This is a genomic window from Streptomyces sp. NPDC059668 (assembly GCF_042734135.1).
Classification (GTDB): domain Bacteria; phylum Actinomycetota; class Actinomycetes; order Streptomycetales; family Streptomycetaceae; genus Streptomyces.
This window is the reverse complement of the sequence record NZ_JBHWEL010000012.1, coordinates 59,244-76,563: the sequence shown is the minus strand read 5'-3', so window position 1 is coordinate 76,563 and position 17,320 is coordinate 59,244. Positions and strand designations below refer to the sequence as shown.

Here is a 17,320-nt window from a genome sequence, read left to right as displayed (position 1 = left end):
ATCACTAGGAGGTGGCGGTTACTTGAGGTCGCTGTCCTTGTAGTAGCCGGTGGCGACCAGTTCCTTCTCGTAGTTGGTCTTGTCGACGCTCACCGGCTGGAGCAGGTACGCGGGGACGACCTTGGTGCCGTTGTCGTAGGTCTTGTCGTCGTTGATCTCGGGCTTCTTGCCCTTGAGCGCGGCGTCGACCATGTTCGAGGCCACCTTGGCCAGCTCGCGGGTGTCCTTGTAGACGGTCATCGTCTGCTCGTTCGCGATGATCGACTTCACCGAGGCGAGCTCGGCGTCCTGGCCGGACACGATCGGCAGCGGCTTGCTCTTGGAGCCGTAGTCGTCCGACTTCAGCGACGAGAGGATGCCGATGGAGATGCCGTCGTAGGGCGAGAGCACCGCGTCCACGTGGGCCGTCTTGTACGCCGAGGTGAGGATGTCGTCCATGCGCTTCTGCGCGGTGCCGCCGTCCCAGCGCAGCGTGGTGACCTGCGTCAGCTGGGTCTGGCCGGACTTGACGACGAGCTGCTTCTTGTCGATGTACGGCTGGAGGACGTTCATCGCGCCCTGGAAGAAGTACTTCGTGTTGTTGTCGTCGTTCGAGCCCGCGAACAGCTCGATGTTGAACGGGCCCTTCTTGCTGCCGTCCTTCAGACCGAGCTTGTCGACGATGTAACCGGCCTGCAGCTCGCCGACCTTGGTGTTGTCGAACGACGCGTAGTAGTCGACGTTCTTGGTGCCGAGGATGAGGCGGTCGTAGGAGATGACCGGGATCTTGGCGTCGGCGGCCTGCTGGAGCACGTTGTTCATCGACTTGTTGTCGATGGCCGCGATGATCAGCGCCTTCACGCCCTGCGTGATCATGTTCTCGATCTGCGAGACCTGCTGGTCCGGGTCGTCCTCACCGAAGGCGAGCTTGGTCTTGTACCCCTTGGACTTGAGGTCCTTGACCACGTTGTTGCCGTCCCCGATCCAGCGCTCGGAGGACTTCGTCGGCATCGAGATGCCGATGGTGGCTCCCTTGATGTCCTTGCTGTCGCTCTTGCTGCCTCCGTCGCTGCTCTGGCCGCAGGCGGACAGGGACAGGGCGAGGGACGCGGCGCCGGCTATGGCGGTGAGGGCGGCTCTGCGATTGCGCATGATCATCTTCCTTGATGTCGTGGACCGGACTCGGGCTCGCGATGCGGGGACGCTCCGCGGGGCGGTGCGAAGAAAAGACCGAGGAGAGGTGTGTGGGATTGTGCGCGGCCGTGTCGGCTTTTGTGAAGGGGAGTTGGTCGGAACGTTATGAGGAGGTGTCAAAACGCGACATCGGACCGGGAGTTCGCGAGCCGAGCGGCGCCATGTCGCCGTCCGCTCCGTGCCGCGCCAGCAGGTCCAGGGCGAGCCTGCCGCGCCGCACCCGCTCCCGGGCGGTGTTCAGGGTCAGGTCCCGCAGGTGGTGACCGTACGGATAGATCCCGGGGGCCTTGGACAGGCCGAACTTCAGATAGATCGGTGCGCCGCGCCGGATCAGCTCGGCCACCTCGTACATCCGGACATACCCGCCGAGATCGTCGGGGGCTTCGATGTACATGTCCATGGGTGCGGCCGAAACCCGACGGATCTCCGTGAGGTGATCGAGCGTCAGATCACTCGGCACGTTGACGGAGTCCGCGCCGAGCCTTTCGTATACCGCGTACGAGGCCGGGTTGACCGGCCCCACGAGTGCCGAGAGCTTGAGGGTCGTGTCGGCCGGGATGATCCCGGCCACGCGTGCCCGGTGCAGCGTCCACAGCACGCCCTCGTCGGCGACGAGCAGGCACTTGACGCCCAACTCCGTCGCCCTGACGGCGTCCTCGACGCAGCCGGCCACCGCGTCGTGGCCACGGGCGCGCAGTCCGCCGCCGCGGGAGTCGGAGCGTACCGACCCGCCGATGTCCCAGGTGCCGCGTGGACCGGTGAACAGACACAGCTCGATGTCGCGCGCGGCCGTGGCCTCGACCATCTCGGTGATCTCGGCGTCGGTCAGCATCCAGACGCCGCTGCCCTGGCTGATGCGGTGGATCGGCACATCGAGCCGCGAGGACTCCTTGAGGACCACGGCCAGGGCCTCGGGACCCTCCACGGACGGGACCTCGGTGCGCCAGCGACCGCCTTCCGGGAAGCTGTGCGGCGAGGCGTCGGCGGGAGAGAGGGCGGGCGCGCCCAGGCCGAGCGCGGCGAGTGCCTGCTCACCGGGTCGACGGGGAACCGTGGGAGAGGGGTCGGTCACTGGCTGTCCTTCATGTTCATGTTCGTGATTTCGGACGGAGTTCGCGGCTCGGGGTGCGCGGCGGCCGGGTGGTACGCCGGTACGGAGCCGTCAGGTGACTCCGTACCGGCGTACGGCTAAGGACGCAGCAGGACCTTGCCGACCGCGGGATCACCGGACCCCGCCAACTCGATGGCCTCGGCGAACCCCGTGAGCGGGAGTTCGTGCGTGACCAGCGGCAAGGGGCTGAGCAGCCCCGCGCCGAACACCCGCACCGTGTGCGCCCAGGCCGCCGGCGGTGCCCCGAACACGGTGTGCACCTCCAGCTGCCGTACGACGAGATCGGTGGGGTCGAGCCCCTCGGCGCCCGGCGCCGGGATGCCCGTGAGGACCAGGCGCCCGCCGCGCCTGAGCAGGGAGGCGGCGGTGCGCGCGGCGGACGCGGACCCGGCGGTCTCGATGACGACGTCGAAGTCGTCGGGCAGTTCCTGGTCCTTCGTGCGGAAGTCGGTGGCGCCGAAGGTCCGCGAGAGCTTGTCCCGGTCGGGGCGGGTGCCCACGACGAGCAGCTCCCCGGGCGAACCCGCCCGCAGGAACTGGACGGCGAACATCCCGAGCGTCCCCGTGCCCACCACCGCGACCCGTTCACCGGGGAGCGCGTTCGCCTTGAGGGCGGCCGCCGCGACGCAGGCGGCCGGCTCCAGGAGGGCCGCCGCCGTCAGGTCGGCGTCGTCCGGCAGGACGTGCAGCAGCCGGGCGGGCAGGGTGAGGGTCGTGGCCATCGCACCCGGCTGGGTGAAGCCCGTCTCCTCGTACCCCGCCGTGCACAGCGTGGTCTCGCCCGCGTGGCAGCGGTCGCAGACCTGGCAGTTGCGGAAACCCTCGCCGACGACCTTGCGGCCGACGAGACCCGCGGGCACCCCGGCACCCACCTCCGCCACCGTCCCGGACCACTCGTGGCCGGGGGTGAGGGGATAACGCACGTACCCTTCGGGCCGGTTGCCCTGGTACACCTCGCGGTCGCTGCCGCAGATCCCGACGGCGTGCACCCGGACCAGTGCCTCCCCCGCGGCCGGCGACACCGGCTCGTGGGCGGTCAGCCGGTGCTCGCCCGGCGCGTCGACGACGACCGCGGTGCTCACTGCGCCCCCTTCGGCCTGCGCTGCTCCCAGCCGTCCGCCCAGAGGTCGAAGCGGGCCTGCTGCTGAGGGAACTCGGCCGCCGCGTCGACGTCCAGCTCGACACCGAGACCGGGTTCGTGGGACAGCTCGAAGTAGCCGTCCACGACCTGCGGGGCGCCCTTCACGACCTTCTTGATCTCCGCGTCCGCGAAGTCGTTGAAGTGCTCCAGGATCTTGAAGTTGGGGGTGCTGAAGCCGACCTGGAGGGAGGCCGCGGTGAGGACCGGCCCGCCGACGTTGTGCGGGGCGACGAGCACGTAGTGGGCCTCGGCGGTCGCGGCCAGCTTCCGGGTCTCCCAGATCCCGCCGAGGTGACCGACGTCGGGCTGGATGATGTCGACGGCCTGGCTCTCGAACAGCTCGCGGAACTCGATGCGGTCGTGGATCCGCTCGCCGGTGGCGACCGGGATGTCGACCTTGGCGGCCACCTTCTCCAGCGCCTTCAGGTTCTCCGGCGGCACCGGCTCCTCCAGCCACGCGGGCTTGAAGGGCGCCAGCTCGCGCGCGAGCCGGACGGCGGTCGAGGGCGAGAACCGGCCGTGCATCTCCAGCATCAGTTCGGTCTCGGGGCCGATCGCGTCGCGCACCGCCTCGATGAGCGAGACGGAGTAGAGCGTGGCCTCGTGGTCGAGCTCGAAGTGGCCGGTGCCGAACGGGTCGATCTTGAGGGCACGGTACCCGCGGGCGACGACCTCCTGAGCGGCCTTGTGGTAGGCCTCCGGGGTCCGCTCGGTCGTGTACCAGCCGTTCGCGTAGGCCTTGACCCGGTCGGTGACCTTGCCGCCGAGCAGCTGCCACACGGGGACGCCGAGCGCCTTCCCCTTGATGTCCCAGCAGGCCATCTCGATGACGGCGATGCCCGACATCACGATCTCGCCGGCGCGCCCGTAGTCGCCGTACTTCATGCGCCGGACGAGGTCCTCGACAGCGAACGGGTCGGAACCGAGAATGTGATTGGCCTCCGCCTCCCGCAGATAGCCGATCAGCGCGTCGGTGTGGCCCAGCATGCGGGTCTCGCCGACTCCGGTCAGGCCCTCGTCGGTGTGCACCTGGACGTAGGTCAGGTTCCGCCAGGGCGTCCCGACCACGTGTGTGCTGATTCCCGTGATGCGCACGGCAGTTGCCCCCTGTGCTCTTGCGACTCTGTTCGAAATTTCGTCACACGTTCGAAATGCTGGCGTGACAGTAAGGACGCGGGCCCTGGAGTGTCAATGGTTCGAACGCGATGCCCGGCGGCGGATTTTGGCGGTATGCCTCGGGTCGTCGCACACGTGCCGCTGTGAACGGGGCGCGCGACGCGCCGGAACGGGTGGTTCACCACACAACTTTCACAGCCGTGACTATCAACGTGACGCATGAGGAACTTAGTCTTCCGGCGTCATGGACTACTGCGACCCGTGCCGAAGGCACCTCAACGGCGCCCTTGCCTGCCCGGGGTGCGGCACCTCAGCCGAACAGCTCCGCCCCTCCGCGGGCCGCACCGGGGCGCACCCGGAACCGGACGCGGGTACGAACCCGTACGACTCCGACGACACGTACGAGAGCGAGGACGCGTACGGGAGCGAGGACGCGTACGAGGAAGGTGACGACGGCGAGGACGACGAGGACGACGGCGAGGGCGGTCGTCGGGGTCGCCGGACCGGCGGCCGGCGGCGCGGACGCGGAGCCGCCGCGGGCGGGGCGAGCCGGCGCGACCGGAAGGCCGCCGCGCACCGCAGGAGGCGCCGCAGGGTGCTCTTCGCCGGGGCGGGACTGCTGCTCGCCGCGGGTGGCCTGAGCCTCGCCGAACTCGGTATCGAGGCGCCCGGGGTGACTCCGCACGCGGCCAGTGCGGACGCGTCCGCCGACGGCGGGTCGGGCACCTCCGCGGAGAGTTCGGCGCCGGCCGGTGACACCGGGGGTTCCGGGGGCGGCGCGCCCACCGCCACGGGCTCGCCGAGTGCCTCGGCGTCGCCCTCCGCTTCCGCGTCCGAGTCCGCCAAGGGGGACAAGTCCAAGGACGGGGACAAGAAGGGCACTCAGGGGCAGTCGGCCACGGCGGGGACGGGGGGTGGGGCCCCGGCGTCGGCGCCCGCCTCTTCGGAGCCGACGCGGTCCGTCACGACTCCGCCGGCCGCGCCGACGTCGGCACCGGCGACTCCGACGGCTTCGCCGACGCACACGTGCAATCGTTTCCTGTGGTGGTGCACGTAGGTCTTCCCGCCCCTACCTGAGGGCTCCGCCCCCAGACCCCCGTCCGGCCTTGAGGGCCTTGTCCTCAATCGCCGGACGGGCTGATGGTGCGGGCCCGCGCCGGAGATCCTCAGCCCGTCCGGCGTTTGAGGACGAGCCCTTCGGGCGATGGGGGGGGTCCAGGGGGCGGCAGCCCCTTGGCGGGGTCCGGGGCGGAGCCCCAGGGATGGGTCGGGTAGGGGCGGCGGGGGCGAAGGAACCGGCGGTTACGGCGTCAGCATGCGCTGGAGCAGATCGCGCAAAGACACCCGCTCCTCACGCGACAACCCCGCCAACGGCTCCCGGGCAAATCGCAGTGACTCCCGCAGGGAGTGCGCCACCCGCCGCCCCTCCTCGGTCGCGGCCGCCAGCTTGACCCGCCGGTCGGAGGGGTCCGGCCGCCGCTCCACGAGCCCCCGCGCCTCCAGCCGGTCCACGATCCCCGTCACGTTCGACGGCTCGCACTTGAGCTTCTGCGCCAGCCTCCGCATCGGCAGCGGCTCCAGGGACAGCAGACCGAGCAGCCGCGCCTGCGCCCCGGTGAGGGTGTGCTCGGCGGCGGCGTCCTCGTAGTCCTCGTGGTAGCGGGCCACGACCGTGCCGATGAGGTCGACGACCTCCATGGTGAGAGGGTCGATCCGGTGCGTCTTCTGGGTGGCCATGGCCTCCAGGCTACTCCCTTACTTGACATCATGAAATATTCAGGAGCATGGTTGTTTCAGGTAGTGAAGCATTAGAGCCGTAGTGCGCAGGCAAGCGTGCATGCATGCAGGAAAGGCACACACCCTCATGACCGACACCCAGCTCCCCTCCGTCAGCCGCGAATGGCACCTGACCGCCCGCCCGGTCGGCTGGCCGAAGCCCGAGGACTTCGCCCTGGTCGAGGCCGAGGTTCCGCAGCCCGGAGAGGGTCAGGTCCTCGTCCGCAACAAGTACGTCTCCGTCGACCCCTACATGCGCGGCCGGATGAGCGCCGCCAAGTCGTACGCCGCCCCCTACGAGCTGGGCAAGGTCATGCAGGGCGGCGCGGTCGGCGAGGTCGTCGCGTCCCGCGCCGAGGGGATCGAGGCCGGTGACCACGTCCTGCACTTCCTCGGCTGGCGCGAGTACGCCGTGGTGGACGCCAAGCAGGCCGTCAAGGTCGACCCCGAGGCCGCGCCGCTCTCGGCGTACCTCGGTGTCCTCGGCATGACCGGTCTCACCGCCTACGCGGGCCTCCTGCGCGTCGCCTCCTTCAAGGAGGGCGACTCCGTCTTCGTGTCGGGTGCGGCCGGCGCCGTCGGCAGCCAGGTCGGACAGATCGCCAGGCTCAAGGGCGCCTCGCGGGTCATCGGGTCGGCTGGCTCCGACGAGAAGGTGAAGCTGCTCGTCGAGGAGTACGGCTTCGACGCCGCGTTCAACTACAAGAACGGCCCGGTGGCCGAGCAGCTGCGCGAGGCCGCCCCCGACGGTGTCGACGTCTACTTCGACAACGTGGGCGGCGACCACCTGGAGGCCGCCATCGGCCGGCTGAACCGGGACGGCCGCATCGCGGTCTGCGGCATGATCTCCGTCTACAACAACACCGAGCCCGCTCCCGGCCCGCGGAACCTCGCCCGTCTCATCCAGACCCGTGGCCGCATCCAGGGCTTCCTGGTCGGCGACCACTACGACCTGCAGTCGCAGTTCGTCCAGGAGGTCGGCGCCTGGGTCCGCTCCGGTGACCTCAAGTACAGCGAGACCGTCGTCGAGGGCATCGAGAACAACCTGGAGGCGTTCTTCGGCGTGCTGCGCGGCGACAACACCGGAAAGATGATCGTCAAGGTCTGAGGTTCCGTCGGGGCTTCTGCTGGACTTCCGGCATACGGTAACTTCTTTCCGAAGTCGTCGCGATCGTGGGCGCGAGTCGCGGCGGACCAGGGAGGAACGCACCGTATGTCCATCCAGCAGTCCGATGTCCTCTACACCGCCGTCGCCACCGCGCACAACGGCCGTGACGGCCGTGTCGCCACCGACGACGGCAGGCTCGACGTCGTGGTGAACCCGCCGAAGGAACTGGGCGGGAGCGGCGCCGGGACCAATCCGGAACAGCTTTTCGCCGCCGGGTACAGCGCCTGCTTCCAGGGCGCGCTCGGCGTCGTCGCCCGCGGCCGGAACGCCGACCTGACCGGCTCGACGGTCACCGCCAGGGTCGGTCTGGGCAAGAACGACGACGGGTTCGGCATCATCGTCGAGATCTCCGCGACCATCCCGGCCGTGGACGCGGAGACGGCGCGGGACCTGCTCGAACAGGCCCATCGGGTCTGCCCGTACTCGAAGGCGACCCGCGGCGACGTCACGGTGACGCTCGCCTGACGGGCGCACCGACCGCGGGGGGGGGGGGGGGGGCGGCGGGGCCCGGGAACGGGGCGCGGCCCGCGCCGCGCTGGGGCGGGCGGCGGGCGACCTCGCACCGCCTCAGGACACCGACAGCAACGCCCGTGCCACTTGCGGGAATTCGCCCTTCGGGTGGTCGCGGAAGAGGGGCTCGGTACCGAAGAGGACCGCGTGCGGCCCGCTGATGACGCAGGCGTGACCGCCGGCCGCTCTCGGGCCGCCGCCCGCCGTCGGCCGCCAGTGGCCCGAGAGGAGCGGGTCGCCGGGCGCGTACGCCTGCTCGACGCGGACGTGGGGGCCGAGGCCGGTGAACCAGACGGGCGCGTAGACGAAGCTGTGGTCCGGGGCGCCGGACGTGATGCCGCCGTTCCCCGCATTCACCACGCGCACCACGCCGTTGGCGTCCTCGTCGCCCTCCACCGGTTCTGCCGTGAGCAGGCCCGTCGCGCTGTTGAGCGCGGCCCCGGACACGCCGCGTCCGACCAGCCCGTGGGCGCCCAGGAAGGCGTCGAGAGCGGCCCGCGCGGCCGGGTTCAGACGGGCGTGATCGAGTCCCGCCGACACGAACAGGACGTCCGCCGCGGACCAGTCGAAGCCCGCGTCGAGGACGGCCGTCGAGACCGGGACGACGTCGAAGTCCATCTCGCGCAGCGCGAAGAGCTCACCCGGCGTGACCGCCGCGGCGACCCGGACCCGGTGCAGCGGAGTTCCCCGGCCGTCCGGGGCCGCGTCGAAGGCGACGCCGTACCTCCGGGCGAGAGAGGCGGCGCGCGACCGTGCCAAGGAGGGCACGACCGCGCTGCCGTCCGCCCGCCGCCGAACCGGAACCCCTTGCCGGAGCAGGGAGTTGAGCGCCGCGATCGCTTCGGGGGTGTCGAGACCCAGACGCAGGTCGCCGTGCGGGGCGACGTACCCGGTCGGTGCGGCCGCGCGCACCGTACGGGCGGCGCCGGCCGCGGTCGCCGCCGGCAGGTCGCCGGCCCGCACCCGTACGACCGAGGCACCCCACAGCCGCCCCAGGCTCCAGCCGGAGATGTCGTACATCGTCGAGACCTTGTCGCTGATGTCCCGGCCGTCCGCCAGCAGCACGTTCGCCAGACCGCGTTTGGGCTGGTGCAGGTCGACGACGTACGAGCCGGGCGCGTACCACCGTCCGGCGAGCCGGAAGCCGTGGGCCGCGCGGGTGACGCGTACGTCGTTGGCGAGCAGATGGCCGACGAGGCGGGCGGCGGCCGTGGCGGAGCGCTGCGCGGACCCGGCCGGGATCACGTACGCGCGGGGGAAGTCGGTGGTGTACACGTCCTTCGGCCCGATGCCCGCGACGCCCGGCACCGTCGCGGCGGAGACCGGCACCTGCGCGGCGCCGCTCGCACCGCGCCGGAAGACCTCGATCTGGTCGGCGACGAGCGCGGTGCGGTGGGTACGCGCGAAGGCGAGGGTCGCGCGCATCGCCGCCTCCGCCACGTCCACGTTGACGGCCGCGCGGCGGCGCAGTTCACGGACCGGCAGTGACGCGTACGCCGCGTTGCCGACCGCCAGCGGGAGCTCGACCGTGTGCGCGGCGACCGCGCCGTGGAAGGCCGCGTACTGCGGTGCGAAGACCGGCGGCCAGTCGTCCCAGCCCTCCCGCTGGTCGCGGAACGGGATCTGGGCGGGTTCGACGCCGTCCTTCGCGGCCGTGCGGCCGAGGCCGTTGACGGCGGCCTCCATACCGAGGGCGTTGGCGTAGGTGTTCTTGAGGAAGAGGTCGTACTCGTAGTTCTCGCCGTGCGGCGGGGTGGCCGGCTCGATGAGGGTGCCGTTGACGTAGCCGTGCAGGTCGAGCATCACCGCCGGCTGCTTGTCGATCTCGGTCTGCCGCACCGCGCGCACCTCGGGCTGGGAGGCGGTGACGAAGTCCCGGTTCAGGTCGAAGCCGTTCGCGTTGGCGCGGGTGCCCGCGATGCGGCCGTCCGGGTTGGCGGTGATGTCGAAATAGAGGCGGCTGTGGGCCAGCAGGTCGGCGGTGGCACGGTCCTTCGCCTTCGCCAGCCGCTCGATGAGCCGCAGCGAGGCGTCCGCGCCCTCCCACTCGTCGCCGTGGATGTTGCTGTCGAAGAAGACGGGGATCTTGTAGTCCGTCCTGACCGCGGGGTCGGCGGCCGCCGCTGCGGGCGCGTTCTCGATGAGCGCGCGCATCCGCTCCTGGGCGCGGGTCCGGCCGGCGGACTCGGGAGCGGTGACGGTGACGAGGTAGAGCCGGTGGCCGCCGGCCGAACGGCCCGTGACCTCCACGCTCACCCGGTCGCCGAGCCGTTGTAGGGCGTTCAGCCGCGGCGCGACGGCGTGGTACGGGATGAGCCCCAGCTTGATCGACTTGTCCCTCGGGTTCTCCGGGTCCGGGGCGAGCAGCTGCTCGCGGGGGTAGCCCCGAGGGGAGGAAGCGGAGGGCGGGAGGCCGGAGGAGAGGCCGGACGGGAAGGCGGTGACCGGGGCCGTCAGGGCCTGCCGGGCCGCGCTCAGGGGGGTCGCGGCGGCGCCGCGGTCGCGGGCGGACCCTTCGCGGACCGGGGGTCTGCGGCCGGCGAGGGCGTCGTGCGGGGCGAGGAGAAGCGATCCGGTCACGGTGACGCCGGCGACGGCGATCAGGACGGGTCTCGGTGGGCGCACGCGTCGTACCTCCGTGGGGGGAGCCGGGGACCGGCCCGGCGCAAGGGGTCTTCGGGGACGGGCTCTTCGGGGACGGGCTCTTCGGAAACGCCTACGGGTCGGTGGGGCGAGGCGTATCCGCCCGACCTTCCCGTACCGAGGGGGCCGCGCCGTCACCAATGCCACGGATGGCGCATCCCCGGCGGGTCGCAGCGGGCATGCTGGAGGTGGGCGCCGGCGCGGCGGAGGGCCGTGCGGGCTCCCGGCCGATGTGCCGCGCGTGGCGAGGAGGGCCCATGTCCCCGATTCCGTCGCTCCCCAGCAGGGACGACGTGCTGCGCATGGCGCGCACGACGACCGACATCACCGGCCAACTCCTCGACACGGCCGGGAACATCACCAGAATCGCGCTCAACACCCTCGACCCCCGGGACGGGTCCGGGGCGCAGGCGCTGCGGGTGCTCCGGGAGACCACGGCGGAACTGGCCGAGGCGAGCGCGTCGCCGCAGGCGCAGGCGGCCTTCTACCGGGCCGTGGACACGCTGACGCGACTGGGGACGACCGGGGCGCCGCTGGCGACGCATCCCGTCAGCGAACCGGCGCGGGTGCTGCTGGCCGCGGTGGGCGACAGCCTGCTGCCGGTCCTCGACGCGGTGGAGCCGGCGGTGGAGGAGGCGGCCGCCGCGCTGGGGGAGTTGCTGGAGGCGGGGTCGCCGTTGCTGCCGGCGGCGGCGGGAGTGGTGGCCGGGATGCTGCTGGTGTCGGCGCCGGCGATCCGCGCGGCGGCCGACGTCCTGCGCGACTCGTCCCCGGAACTCCGGCGCATCGCCGACGCGCTGACCGCGGCGGCGGCTCCGCTGCTGCCGCCGCAGGTGGCGCTCGCCGAGCGGGCGGCCACGGTGGGGGCGGGGGTGGTACGGGCCGCGCTGCCGCCGCTGGCCGACCTCACGGAGGCGGCGGCCGCCGCGACGGACGCCGTCCGTCCGGTCCTGGTCGCCGGCGAGGAGCTCCTCGTCTCCGGCCTCGAACATCTCCAGCCGCTGCTGCTGGCCTCGGCGTCAAGGGCGGGGCGGCTGGCGCGGGCGGCGGCGGTCCGGGTGTCGGCGGCGGTGTCGCCCGCGGCGGACGGAGGCGTGGTGGTGGCGGTGACGCCGGCGTAGGCCCGCCAGGGGCCCACACGTCCGGGGACGCCGGGACGGGGGAAGGCGGCCGGAGCGCCGGTAAGGTGGCCCGCATGCGTGATCTCGGGGCAGGCTTCAACTACCTCATACAGGGCCAGCGATGGGTGGCGCGGCACGGGAAGCAGTACGGGTTCGGCCTGCTTCCGGGGCTGATCACCCTCGTGCTGTACGCGGCGGCACTCATCGCCCTCGCCCTCTACGGCGAGGACTTCGTCATCTGGGCCACCCCCTTCGCGGACCACTGGACGAGCCCCTGGCAGGGCGTCTTCCGCGGACTCCTGACCGCCGTGCTCTTCGCCCTCGCCCTCCTGCTCGCCGTGATCACCTTCACCGCGGTCACACTCCTCGTCGGACAGCCCTTCTACGAGTCGCTGTCCGAGAGGGTCGACCGTGACGTCTCCCCGGACGGCACCGCCCCCGAATCCGGGCTGCCGCTCTGGCGGGAGCTTCTCATCTCCGCACGCGACAGCCTCCGTATCCTCGTACGGGCACTGGTCTGGGGCGTCCTCCTCTTCGCCCTCGGCTTCGTCCCGGTCGTCGGCCAGACGGTCGTCCCGGTGATCGGCTTCTTCGTCACCGGCTTCTTCCTCACCGAGGAACTGACCGCGGTGGCCCTCCAGCGCCGCCGCGTCGAACTCCGTGCCCGCCTCGCCCTGCTCCGCTCCCGCAAGATGCTGGTCTGGGGCTTCGGCACCCCGCTGGGCCTCGCCTTCCTGGTCCCCGTCGTCGCCGTCTTCCTGATGCCGGGCGCCGTCGCGGGCGCCACGCTGATGGCCCGCGACCTGCTGGGCGAGGAGACGGGCGAGCCGGACCCGGACCGGGCGGACCGGGGGGACCAGGAAGACCGTGAGCTGGGGGCCACGGCGTGAACCGGGTCCTCCCGGCAGCCGTCATCACCGTCCCGGCCGGTCCCGGCGTCAGTCTCGCGTTCGCGCCGTCCCACTGACACCCGGTGCGCCCGCGTCGGCGGCCACCGTCAGGATCGAGCGGACCTGGGCGATGATGTCCAGCCGGTTGCGTACGAATCCGGGATCGGTGACCGTCCCGGTGGCCGGGTCCGTGTTGCCGGTGCCGAACTCGAGCACGGGCGTGTGGACATGGCCGCCCGGCAGGCTGTCGTGCAGACCGAGGCGGTCGCGCAGCAGCGTCGCGCGGTAGGCGATCTCGTTGGAGAGGTAGTCCCCGCCGCCCCCGGCACGCGCCGTCGAGCCCGGGGTGGGCCCGTCCGGGCGGACGACCGGATCGGTCCCTCCCGCCGGGACCTCGGTCACCGACGTGTGGTCGTACACCGGGAAACGGCCCGTGTCCGCGGCCACGATCCGCGCGTACGGGAGGGTCGTCGTCGTCCACTGCGGCTGCGAGGCCGGATCGGTGACCGGGACCGTCCCGGTCCGGGACACGTTCTCGTTGTCCGGGAAGCCGCCCCGCCAGGCGCCGTTGGTCCGCTCCACGTCGAAGCGGCCGACGCGGCCCTGGCTCACGGTCGTGAACAGGTCCACGCGCGGCAGTTGCCGCCGCAGCGTCCGCTCCACCGTGCCGTCGGCGAAGTCCTGCCAGCGGACGGGGAAGACGGCGGTCTCGACCCGCGCGGGTCCGTCCGCCGTCCGGATCGTGGTGCCGTCGAGCGCGAGGGCCGTGGCCCCGGACGGATTGGAGATCCGGACGTCCCGGTCGAGGGTGAACGGGTCGAACCCGGTGACCAGGATGCGCTTGACACCCTTGGCGCGCGGGAAGTGGATGTCCTGCCCGCCGCGCGAGGTCCGCTCCAACGCATCCAGCAGGCGGGTGCGTTGCGTGTCCGTCAGCCCGAACCCGGGTGCCCACTGCCGCACTTCGCGGGTCATTCCGAGCCGCGCCCAGTACAGCGGCCGGTCGTCGTCGCGGCTCAGGTCGCCGCCCGCGGGGCCGCGTCCCTGCGCCCGGTCCACCGCCCGCCGCCACAGCCGCGCACCCTGCCGGGCGACCACCTGCTCGGCCCGCGCGTACGAGCCCGACCGTTCCAGCACCCGGGCGAACTCCGGTGCCACCGTGTCGAATCCGGAACGCCGCAGGATCTCCTGGGGCGCGGCCTGGTCGAGACGCTGTTCCTCCACGGTGCGGGAGCCCGTGATACCGGAGTCCGTGATGCCGGGGCCCGCGGTGCGGGGGTGCGCGGCGGCCGACGCGGTGGGGACCGCCGCCGAACCCGCCATCAGGGTCAGTGCGAGTAAGCCGATCCGAACGCCTGTGTAGGTCAAGGGAGTTCATGCCTTCCGTCGCCGTGGGGTGCTGCCGGACGGCCGCAGTATCGCGTGCCGGAGGGGGCGTACGCCATGAGCGGTGACGCGCGGTGCGGCGGTCGTACGGCACCTCCGTCATACGGGGATGCGTGCCGCCGCCTCCCGCAGCGCGCCCAGGAACGCCTCCGTGGCCGGTGTCAGGGACCGGCCCCGTGCCGTCGCCGCGTACACCGCCCGGGCCGGCGCCTCCTCGTCGCGGAGCGGGAGCAGGACGACGTCCGGGCGCACGGACTCGGCGGCGAGCGCCGGGACCAGGGTCACCCCGAGGCCGGCGGCGACGTACCCCTGTTTGGCGGTCCATTCTGCCACGACATGCGCGACGCGCGGACGGAAACCGTGCCGCAGGGCCGCCTCCAGAAGCGTCCCCTCGGGGCGGCCGGAGCCGGATATCCAGTCGGCGTCGGCGAGTTGGGGCAACCGCACCGAGGCCTCGGCGACGAGCGGGTGACCGGCGGGCACGGCGACGTACAGGGACTCGTCGAGGAGGTGGTGCAGGGCGTGGGCCTCCAAGGGGGCGCGCCCCGTCGTCGAGACGATCGCCAGGTCGAGACGGCCCGCCGACAGCCGGTCCAGGAGGGCGGGGGTCAGTCCCTCCTCGCGGCTGAGCCGTACCTCCGGACGGCGGGTGCGGAAGGCGGCGATGGCACGCGGCACCAGCGCCGCGTCGGCCGTGGCGAAGGCGCCGAAGCGGAGCCGCCCGGCCGCCGCCTCGCGCAGCGCCGCCAGTTCGCGTCCGGCGCCGTGCAGCCGTTCGACCACCGTCTCGGCGTGCGGCACGAGGACCCGTCCCGCCTCCGTCAGCCGGACGCCCCGGGGCAGCCGGTCGAAGAGCGGGGCCCCGCCGAGCGCCGATTCCAGGGAGGAGATCTGCCGGGACACCGCGGACTGCGTCCACCCCAGGGTCCGCGCGGCCACGGTGAACGAGCCGTGCCCGGCCACCTCCAGGAAGACGCGCAGCCAGGTGGTCGAGAGGCCGGGTACGTCATGCGGGTTGGGCATGGGACCCATGCTAGACATTCGCTTGCCGCATCGACCGGGCGCGCCTAGCGTCGAGGCCATGGAAAAGATCGCATTCCTCGGACTCGGTCACATGGGCGCCGCGATGGCGCGCCGACTCCTCGACGCCGGGCACCCGTTGACCGTCTGGAACCGTACCGCCGCGAAGGCGGAGCCGCTGGTCGCCGCCGGGGCCACGCTCGCCGCGTCCCCGGCCGAGGCCGTACGGGACGCCGATGTGGTGATCACGATGCTCGCCGACCCCGCCGCGCTCGGTGAGGTCGCGGACGCCGTCGTGCCGCAGCTGCGCCCGGGGACGTACTGGGTGGAGATGTCGACCGTCGGCCCGGACGTGGTCAAGGAGCTCACAGCCCGGCTGGGGGAGGGCGTGCGGCTCGTCGACGCGCCCGTGGCGGGCAGCACGGACAAGGCGGCCGCGGGGCAGCTCGGCATTCTCGCGGGCGGTGACGTGGCCGGCGTCGAGCGGGTGCTCGCCCCTCTCGGCACCGTCACCCGCACCGGCCCGTCCGGCTCCGGCGCCGCGCTCAAGCTCGTCGTCAACACCGCCGTGCTCGGCGGGGTCGCCCTCGTCGCCGAGGCCATGGTCCTCGCGGACGCGCTCGGCCTCGACGAGGACACCGTGCGCGCCTCCCTCGCGGGCGGTCCGCTCGGCGGCGCCGTCGGCCGCGCCTTCGCCGAGGACGTGCACTTCGGCACCTCGCTCGCGGTGAAGGACGTCGCCCTCGCCACGAAGACCGCCCGGCTCCCTGCCATGGAGGCGGTACTGGACCACTACCGGCAGGCGGCGGCCGATCCCGCCGTGGCCGGCGCGGACATCGCGCAGGCCGTCGAACGCATCCGCCGGAATTCGGCCTGAGGAGACCACGTGCGGATCACCCTCGACAACCCGGCCGGCGCGCCCGGGCCCGCCAACGGCTACTACTCCCAGGTGGCGCGCGTCGAACTCGCGGGCGGCGGTGCCTTGTTGTACCTCTCCGGTCAGGTCGCCGACGGTGCCGGCCTGGCCGAGCAGAGCCGGGGTGTCTTCGAGACGATCGACGCGCTGCTGAGGGCACACGGCGCGACGCTCGCCGACGTCATCAACATACGTACGTATCTGACGGACATCACCGGGCTCCCCGAGTACGGCGCCGTACGCGCCCGGTACCTCACCGGCACCCCGCCCACCAGCATGACCTTCGAGGTCTCCCGCCTCTTCGTGCCGGAGGCGCTCGTCGAGATCGAGGTCGTGGCCGCCGTTCCCGCCGCCCGGGGGCCGGAGTGATTCCTTCCGGGTGATACTGCCGCGCATGAAGGTCATCAAGGCGGCGAACCTCGGCGTCCTGTTCCTGCTGGAGCTCGCCGTCCTCGCGGCCGCCGGGTACGGGGGGTTCAGCGGGGACACGGCGGCGCCGGTGACCTGGCTGCTCGGCATCGGCGCCCCGGCCGTACTGATCGTGCTGTGGGCGCTGTTCGGTTCCCCGAAGTCGCGCCACAAGACCCGTGGCGCGGTCCGCGCCGGCTTCGAACTGCTCTGGTTCGGGGCGGGCGTGGCCGCGCTGGCCCTCGCCGGGGCCCCGGGCTGGGCCGTCGCCCTCGCCGCCGTCTGCGTGGTGAGCAAGACCCTGGCGGTCGTCTGGCACCAGTGAGCCGACGCGGTGAGCCGACGCGGTGGGCCGACGCGGTGGGCCGACGCGGTGGGCCGACGCGGTGGGGCGACGCGGTGGGGCGGTGACGGTGAGCCGATGACGGCGGGGCGTCGGCGGTGGGCCGACCTGTTCGCGGCCGGGGCTCAGGCCTCGCCCAGCAGGACCAGGAAGTCACGGAACGCGGCGGGCATGTCCACCGACTCCGGGTCCAGCAGCCACTGGTACTGGAGCCCGTCCATCACCGCCACCAGCAGCGGGGCGGCGCGCTCCGGCGTGAGCCCGCTCGGCAGCCGCTCCCCGTACTCGGCGCGCAGCACCTGAGCCATGCTCGCGCGCACGGCGACGTACCGCCGGGTGAAGAACTCGCGCGCGGGATGCCCCTCGGTGACGCTCTCGCCGAGCAGCGCCGAGAAGGTCTGCACGATGCCGGGCCGCATCGCGTTGTAGTCGGCGAGCGAGGCCAGCAGGTCCAGCCGCCACTGGCTGTCGGGCACGGCGTCCCACCGGGGGGGGGGGGGGGGGGGGGCGGCCCCGCCGGGGGGGGGGGGGTGGGGGGGGTTGTGTAGAGCCCGCGGGGGGGGTGGGCGCCCCCGCGCCGCGCGGGGGCCGCGCGTCC

General features: G+C 72.5%; 16 protein-coding genes and 1 pseudogene. 8 read left to right on the top strand and 9 right to left on the bottom strand.

Annotation, left to right across the window (positions count from 1 at the left end; translation table 11 throughout):
* Nucleotides 1-18 precede the first annotated feature (18 nt).
* From chvE to ACFV2J_RS12210, 4 genes are all read right to left on the bottom strand, one after another.
* Nucleotides 19-1,137, bottom strand: a complete 1,119-nt coding sequence (gene chvE, locus ACFV2J_RS12225; RefSeq protein ID WP_385092093.1) for a multiple monosaccharide ABC transporter substrate-binding protein — start codon at nucleotides 1,135-1,137, stop codon at nucleotides 19-21.
* A gap of 139 nt (nucleotides 1,138-1,276) precedes the next feature.
* Nucleotides 1,277-2,245, bottom strand: a complete 969-nt coding sequence (locus ACFV2J_RS12220; RefSeq protein ID WP_385092096.1) for a hypothetical protein — start codon at nucleotides 2,243-2,245, stop codon at nucleotides 1,277-1,279.
* A 116-nt stretch (nucleotides 2,246-2,361) separates the two neighbouring features.
* Nucleotides 2,362-3,366: a zinc-binding dehydrogenase gene (locus ACFV2J_RS12215; RefSeq protein ID WP_385092098.1), complete on the bottom strand. Its 1,005-nt coding sequence runs from the start codon at nucleotides 3,364-3,366 to the stop codon at nucleotides 2,362-2,364.
* Nucleotides 3,363-4,520, bottom strand: a complete 1,158-nt coding sequence (locus tag ACFV2J_RS12210; protein WP_356804896.1) for a mandelate racemase/muconate lactonizing enzyme family protein — start codon at nucleotides 4,518-4,520, stop codon at nucleotides 3,363-3,365. Before ACFV2J_RS12210 ends, ACFV2J_RS12215 begins: the two co-directional genes overlap by 4 nt.
* Nucleotides 4,521-4,785: 265 nt before the next feature.
* Between ACFV2J_RS12210 and ACFV2J_RS12205 the strand changes: the two genes are divergently transcribed.
* Nucleotides 4,786-5,598: a hypothetical protein gene (locus tag ACFV2J_RS12205; RefSeq protein WP_385092102.1), complete on the top strand. Its 813-nt coding sequence runs from the start codon at nucleotides 4,786-4,788 to the stop codon at nucleotides 5,596-5,598.
* 245 nt (nucleotides 5,599-5,843) lie between these two features.
* Here ACFV2J_RS12205 and ACFV2J_RS12200 read toward each other — a convergent pair whose 3' ends face one another.
* Entirely contained in the window at nucleotides 5,844-6,278 is a 435-nt protein-coding gene (locus ACFV2J_RS12200; protein ID WP_385098016.1) for a MarR family winged helix-turn-helix transcriptional regulator, read from the bottom strand.
* Between the two features lie 127 nt (nucleotides 6,279-6,405).
* On the opposite strand from ACFV2J_RS12200, the gene ACFV2J_RS12195 reads away from it, so the two are divergent.
* Nucleotides 6,406-7,425, top strand: a complete 1,020-nt coding sequence (locus ACFV2J_RS12195; protein WP_385098019.1) for an NADP-dependent oxidoreductase — start codon at nucleotides 6,406-6,408, stop codon at nucleotides 7,423-7,425.
* 105 nt (nucleotides 7,426-7,530) lie between these two features.
* Nucleotides 7,531-7,950, top strand: a complete 420-nt coding sequence (locus ACFV2J_RS12190; protein ID WP_385098022.1) for an organic hydroperoxide resistance protein — start codon at nucleotides 7,531-7,533, stop codon at nucleotides 7,948-7,950.
* A gap of 102 nt (nucleotides 7,951-8,052) precedes the next feature.
* Here the strand turns inward: ACFV2J_RS12190 and ACFV2J_RS12185 are convergent, their stop codons facing one another.
* Nucleotides 8,053-10,620 (bottom strand): M14 family zinc carboxypeptidase, encoded by a 2,568-nt coding sequence (locus tag ACFV2J_RS12185; protein ID WP_385438399.1) that lies wholly within the window; start codon nucleotides 10,618-10,620, stop codon nucleotides 8,053-8,055.
* A 275-nt stretch (nucleotides 10,621-10,895) separates the two neighbouring features.
* On the opposite strand from ACFV2J_RS12185, the gene ACFV2J_RS12180 reads away from it, so the two are divergent.
* Both ACFV2J_RS12180 and ACFV2J_RS12175 read left to right on the top strand, forming a co-directional pair.
* Nucleotides 10,896-11,759 (top strand): hypothetical protein, encoded by an 864-nt coding sequence (locus ACFV2J_RS12180; RefSeq protein WP_385438396.1) that lies wholly within the window; start codon nucleotides 10,896-10,898, stop codon nucleotides 11,757-11,759.
* A gap of 74 nt (nucleotides 11,760-11,833) precedes the next feature.
* The gene (locus tag ACFV2J_RS12175; protein WP_385093001.1) at nucleotides 11,834-12,649 is read left to right on the top strand and encodes an EI24 domain-containing protein; all 816 of its coding nucleotides are present in this window, start codon (nucleotides 11,834-11,836) and stop codon (nucleotides 12,647-12,649) included.
* Between the two features lie 48 nt (nucleotides 12,650-12,697).
* Here ACFV2J_RS12175 and ACFV2J_RS12170 read toward each other — a convergent pair whose 3' ends face one another.
* Together ACFV2J_RS12170 and ACFV2J_RS12165 are read right to left on the bottom strand one after the other, a co-directional pair.
* The gene (locus ACFV2J_RS12170; RefSeq protein ID WP_385093019.1) at nucleotides 12,698-13,972 is read right to left on the bottom strand and encodes a pyroglutamyl peptidase; all 1,275 of its coding nucleotides are present in this window, start codon (nucleotides 13,970-13,972) and stop codon (nucleotides 12,698-12,700) included.
* 162 nt (nucleotides 13,973-14,134) lie between these two features.
* The gene (locus ACFV2J_RS12165) at nucleotides 14,135-15,067 is read right to left on the bottom strand and encodes a LysR family transcriptional regulator (protein ID WP_385093003.1); all 933 of its coding nucleotides are present in this window, start codon (nucleotides 15,065-15,067) and stop codon (nucleotides 14,135-14,137) included.
* Nucleotides 15,068-15,116: 49 nt separating this feature from the next.
* Between ACFV2J_RS12165 and ACFV2J_RS12160 the strand changes: the two genes are divergently transcribed.
* From ACFV2J_RS12160 to ACFV2J_RS12150, 3 genes are read left to right on the top strand one after another with little or no spacing between them, the layout of a single operon-like run.
* Nucleotides 15,117-15,932, top strand: coding sequence for an NAD(P)-dependent oxidoreductase (locus tag ACFV2J_RS12160; protein WP_385093006.1), 816 nt, complete (start codon nucleotides 15,117-15,119; stop codon nucleotides 15,930-15,932).
* Between the two features lie 9 nt (nucleotides 15,933-15,941).
* Nucleotides 15,942-16,340 carry a RidA family protein gene (locus ACFV2J_RS12155; protein ID WP_385093008.1) on the top strand — a complete coding sequence of 133 codons (399 nt, stop codon included), beginning with the start codon at nucleotides 15,942-15,944 and terminating at the stop codon, nucleotides 16,338-16,340.
* 25 nt (nucleotides 16,341-16,365) lie between these two features.
* On the top strand, nucleotides 16,366-16,704 hold the full coding sequence (locus tag ACFV2J_RS12150) for a YrdB family protein (protein WP_385093011.1): 339 nt from the start codon (nucleotides 16,366-16,368) through the stop codon (nucleotides 16,702-16,704).
* A gap of 143 nt (nucleotides 16,705-16,847) precedes the next feature.
* Here the strand turns inward: ACFV2J_RS12150 and ACFV2J_RS12145 are convergent.
* Nucleotides 16,848-17,213: pseudogene (locus ACFV2J_RS12145) on the bottom strand (TetR family transcriptional regulator C-terminal domain-containing protein); the annotation flags it as partial.
* Nucleotides 17,214-17,320: the final 107 nt, after the last annotated feature.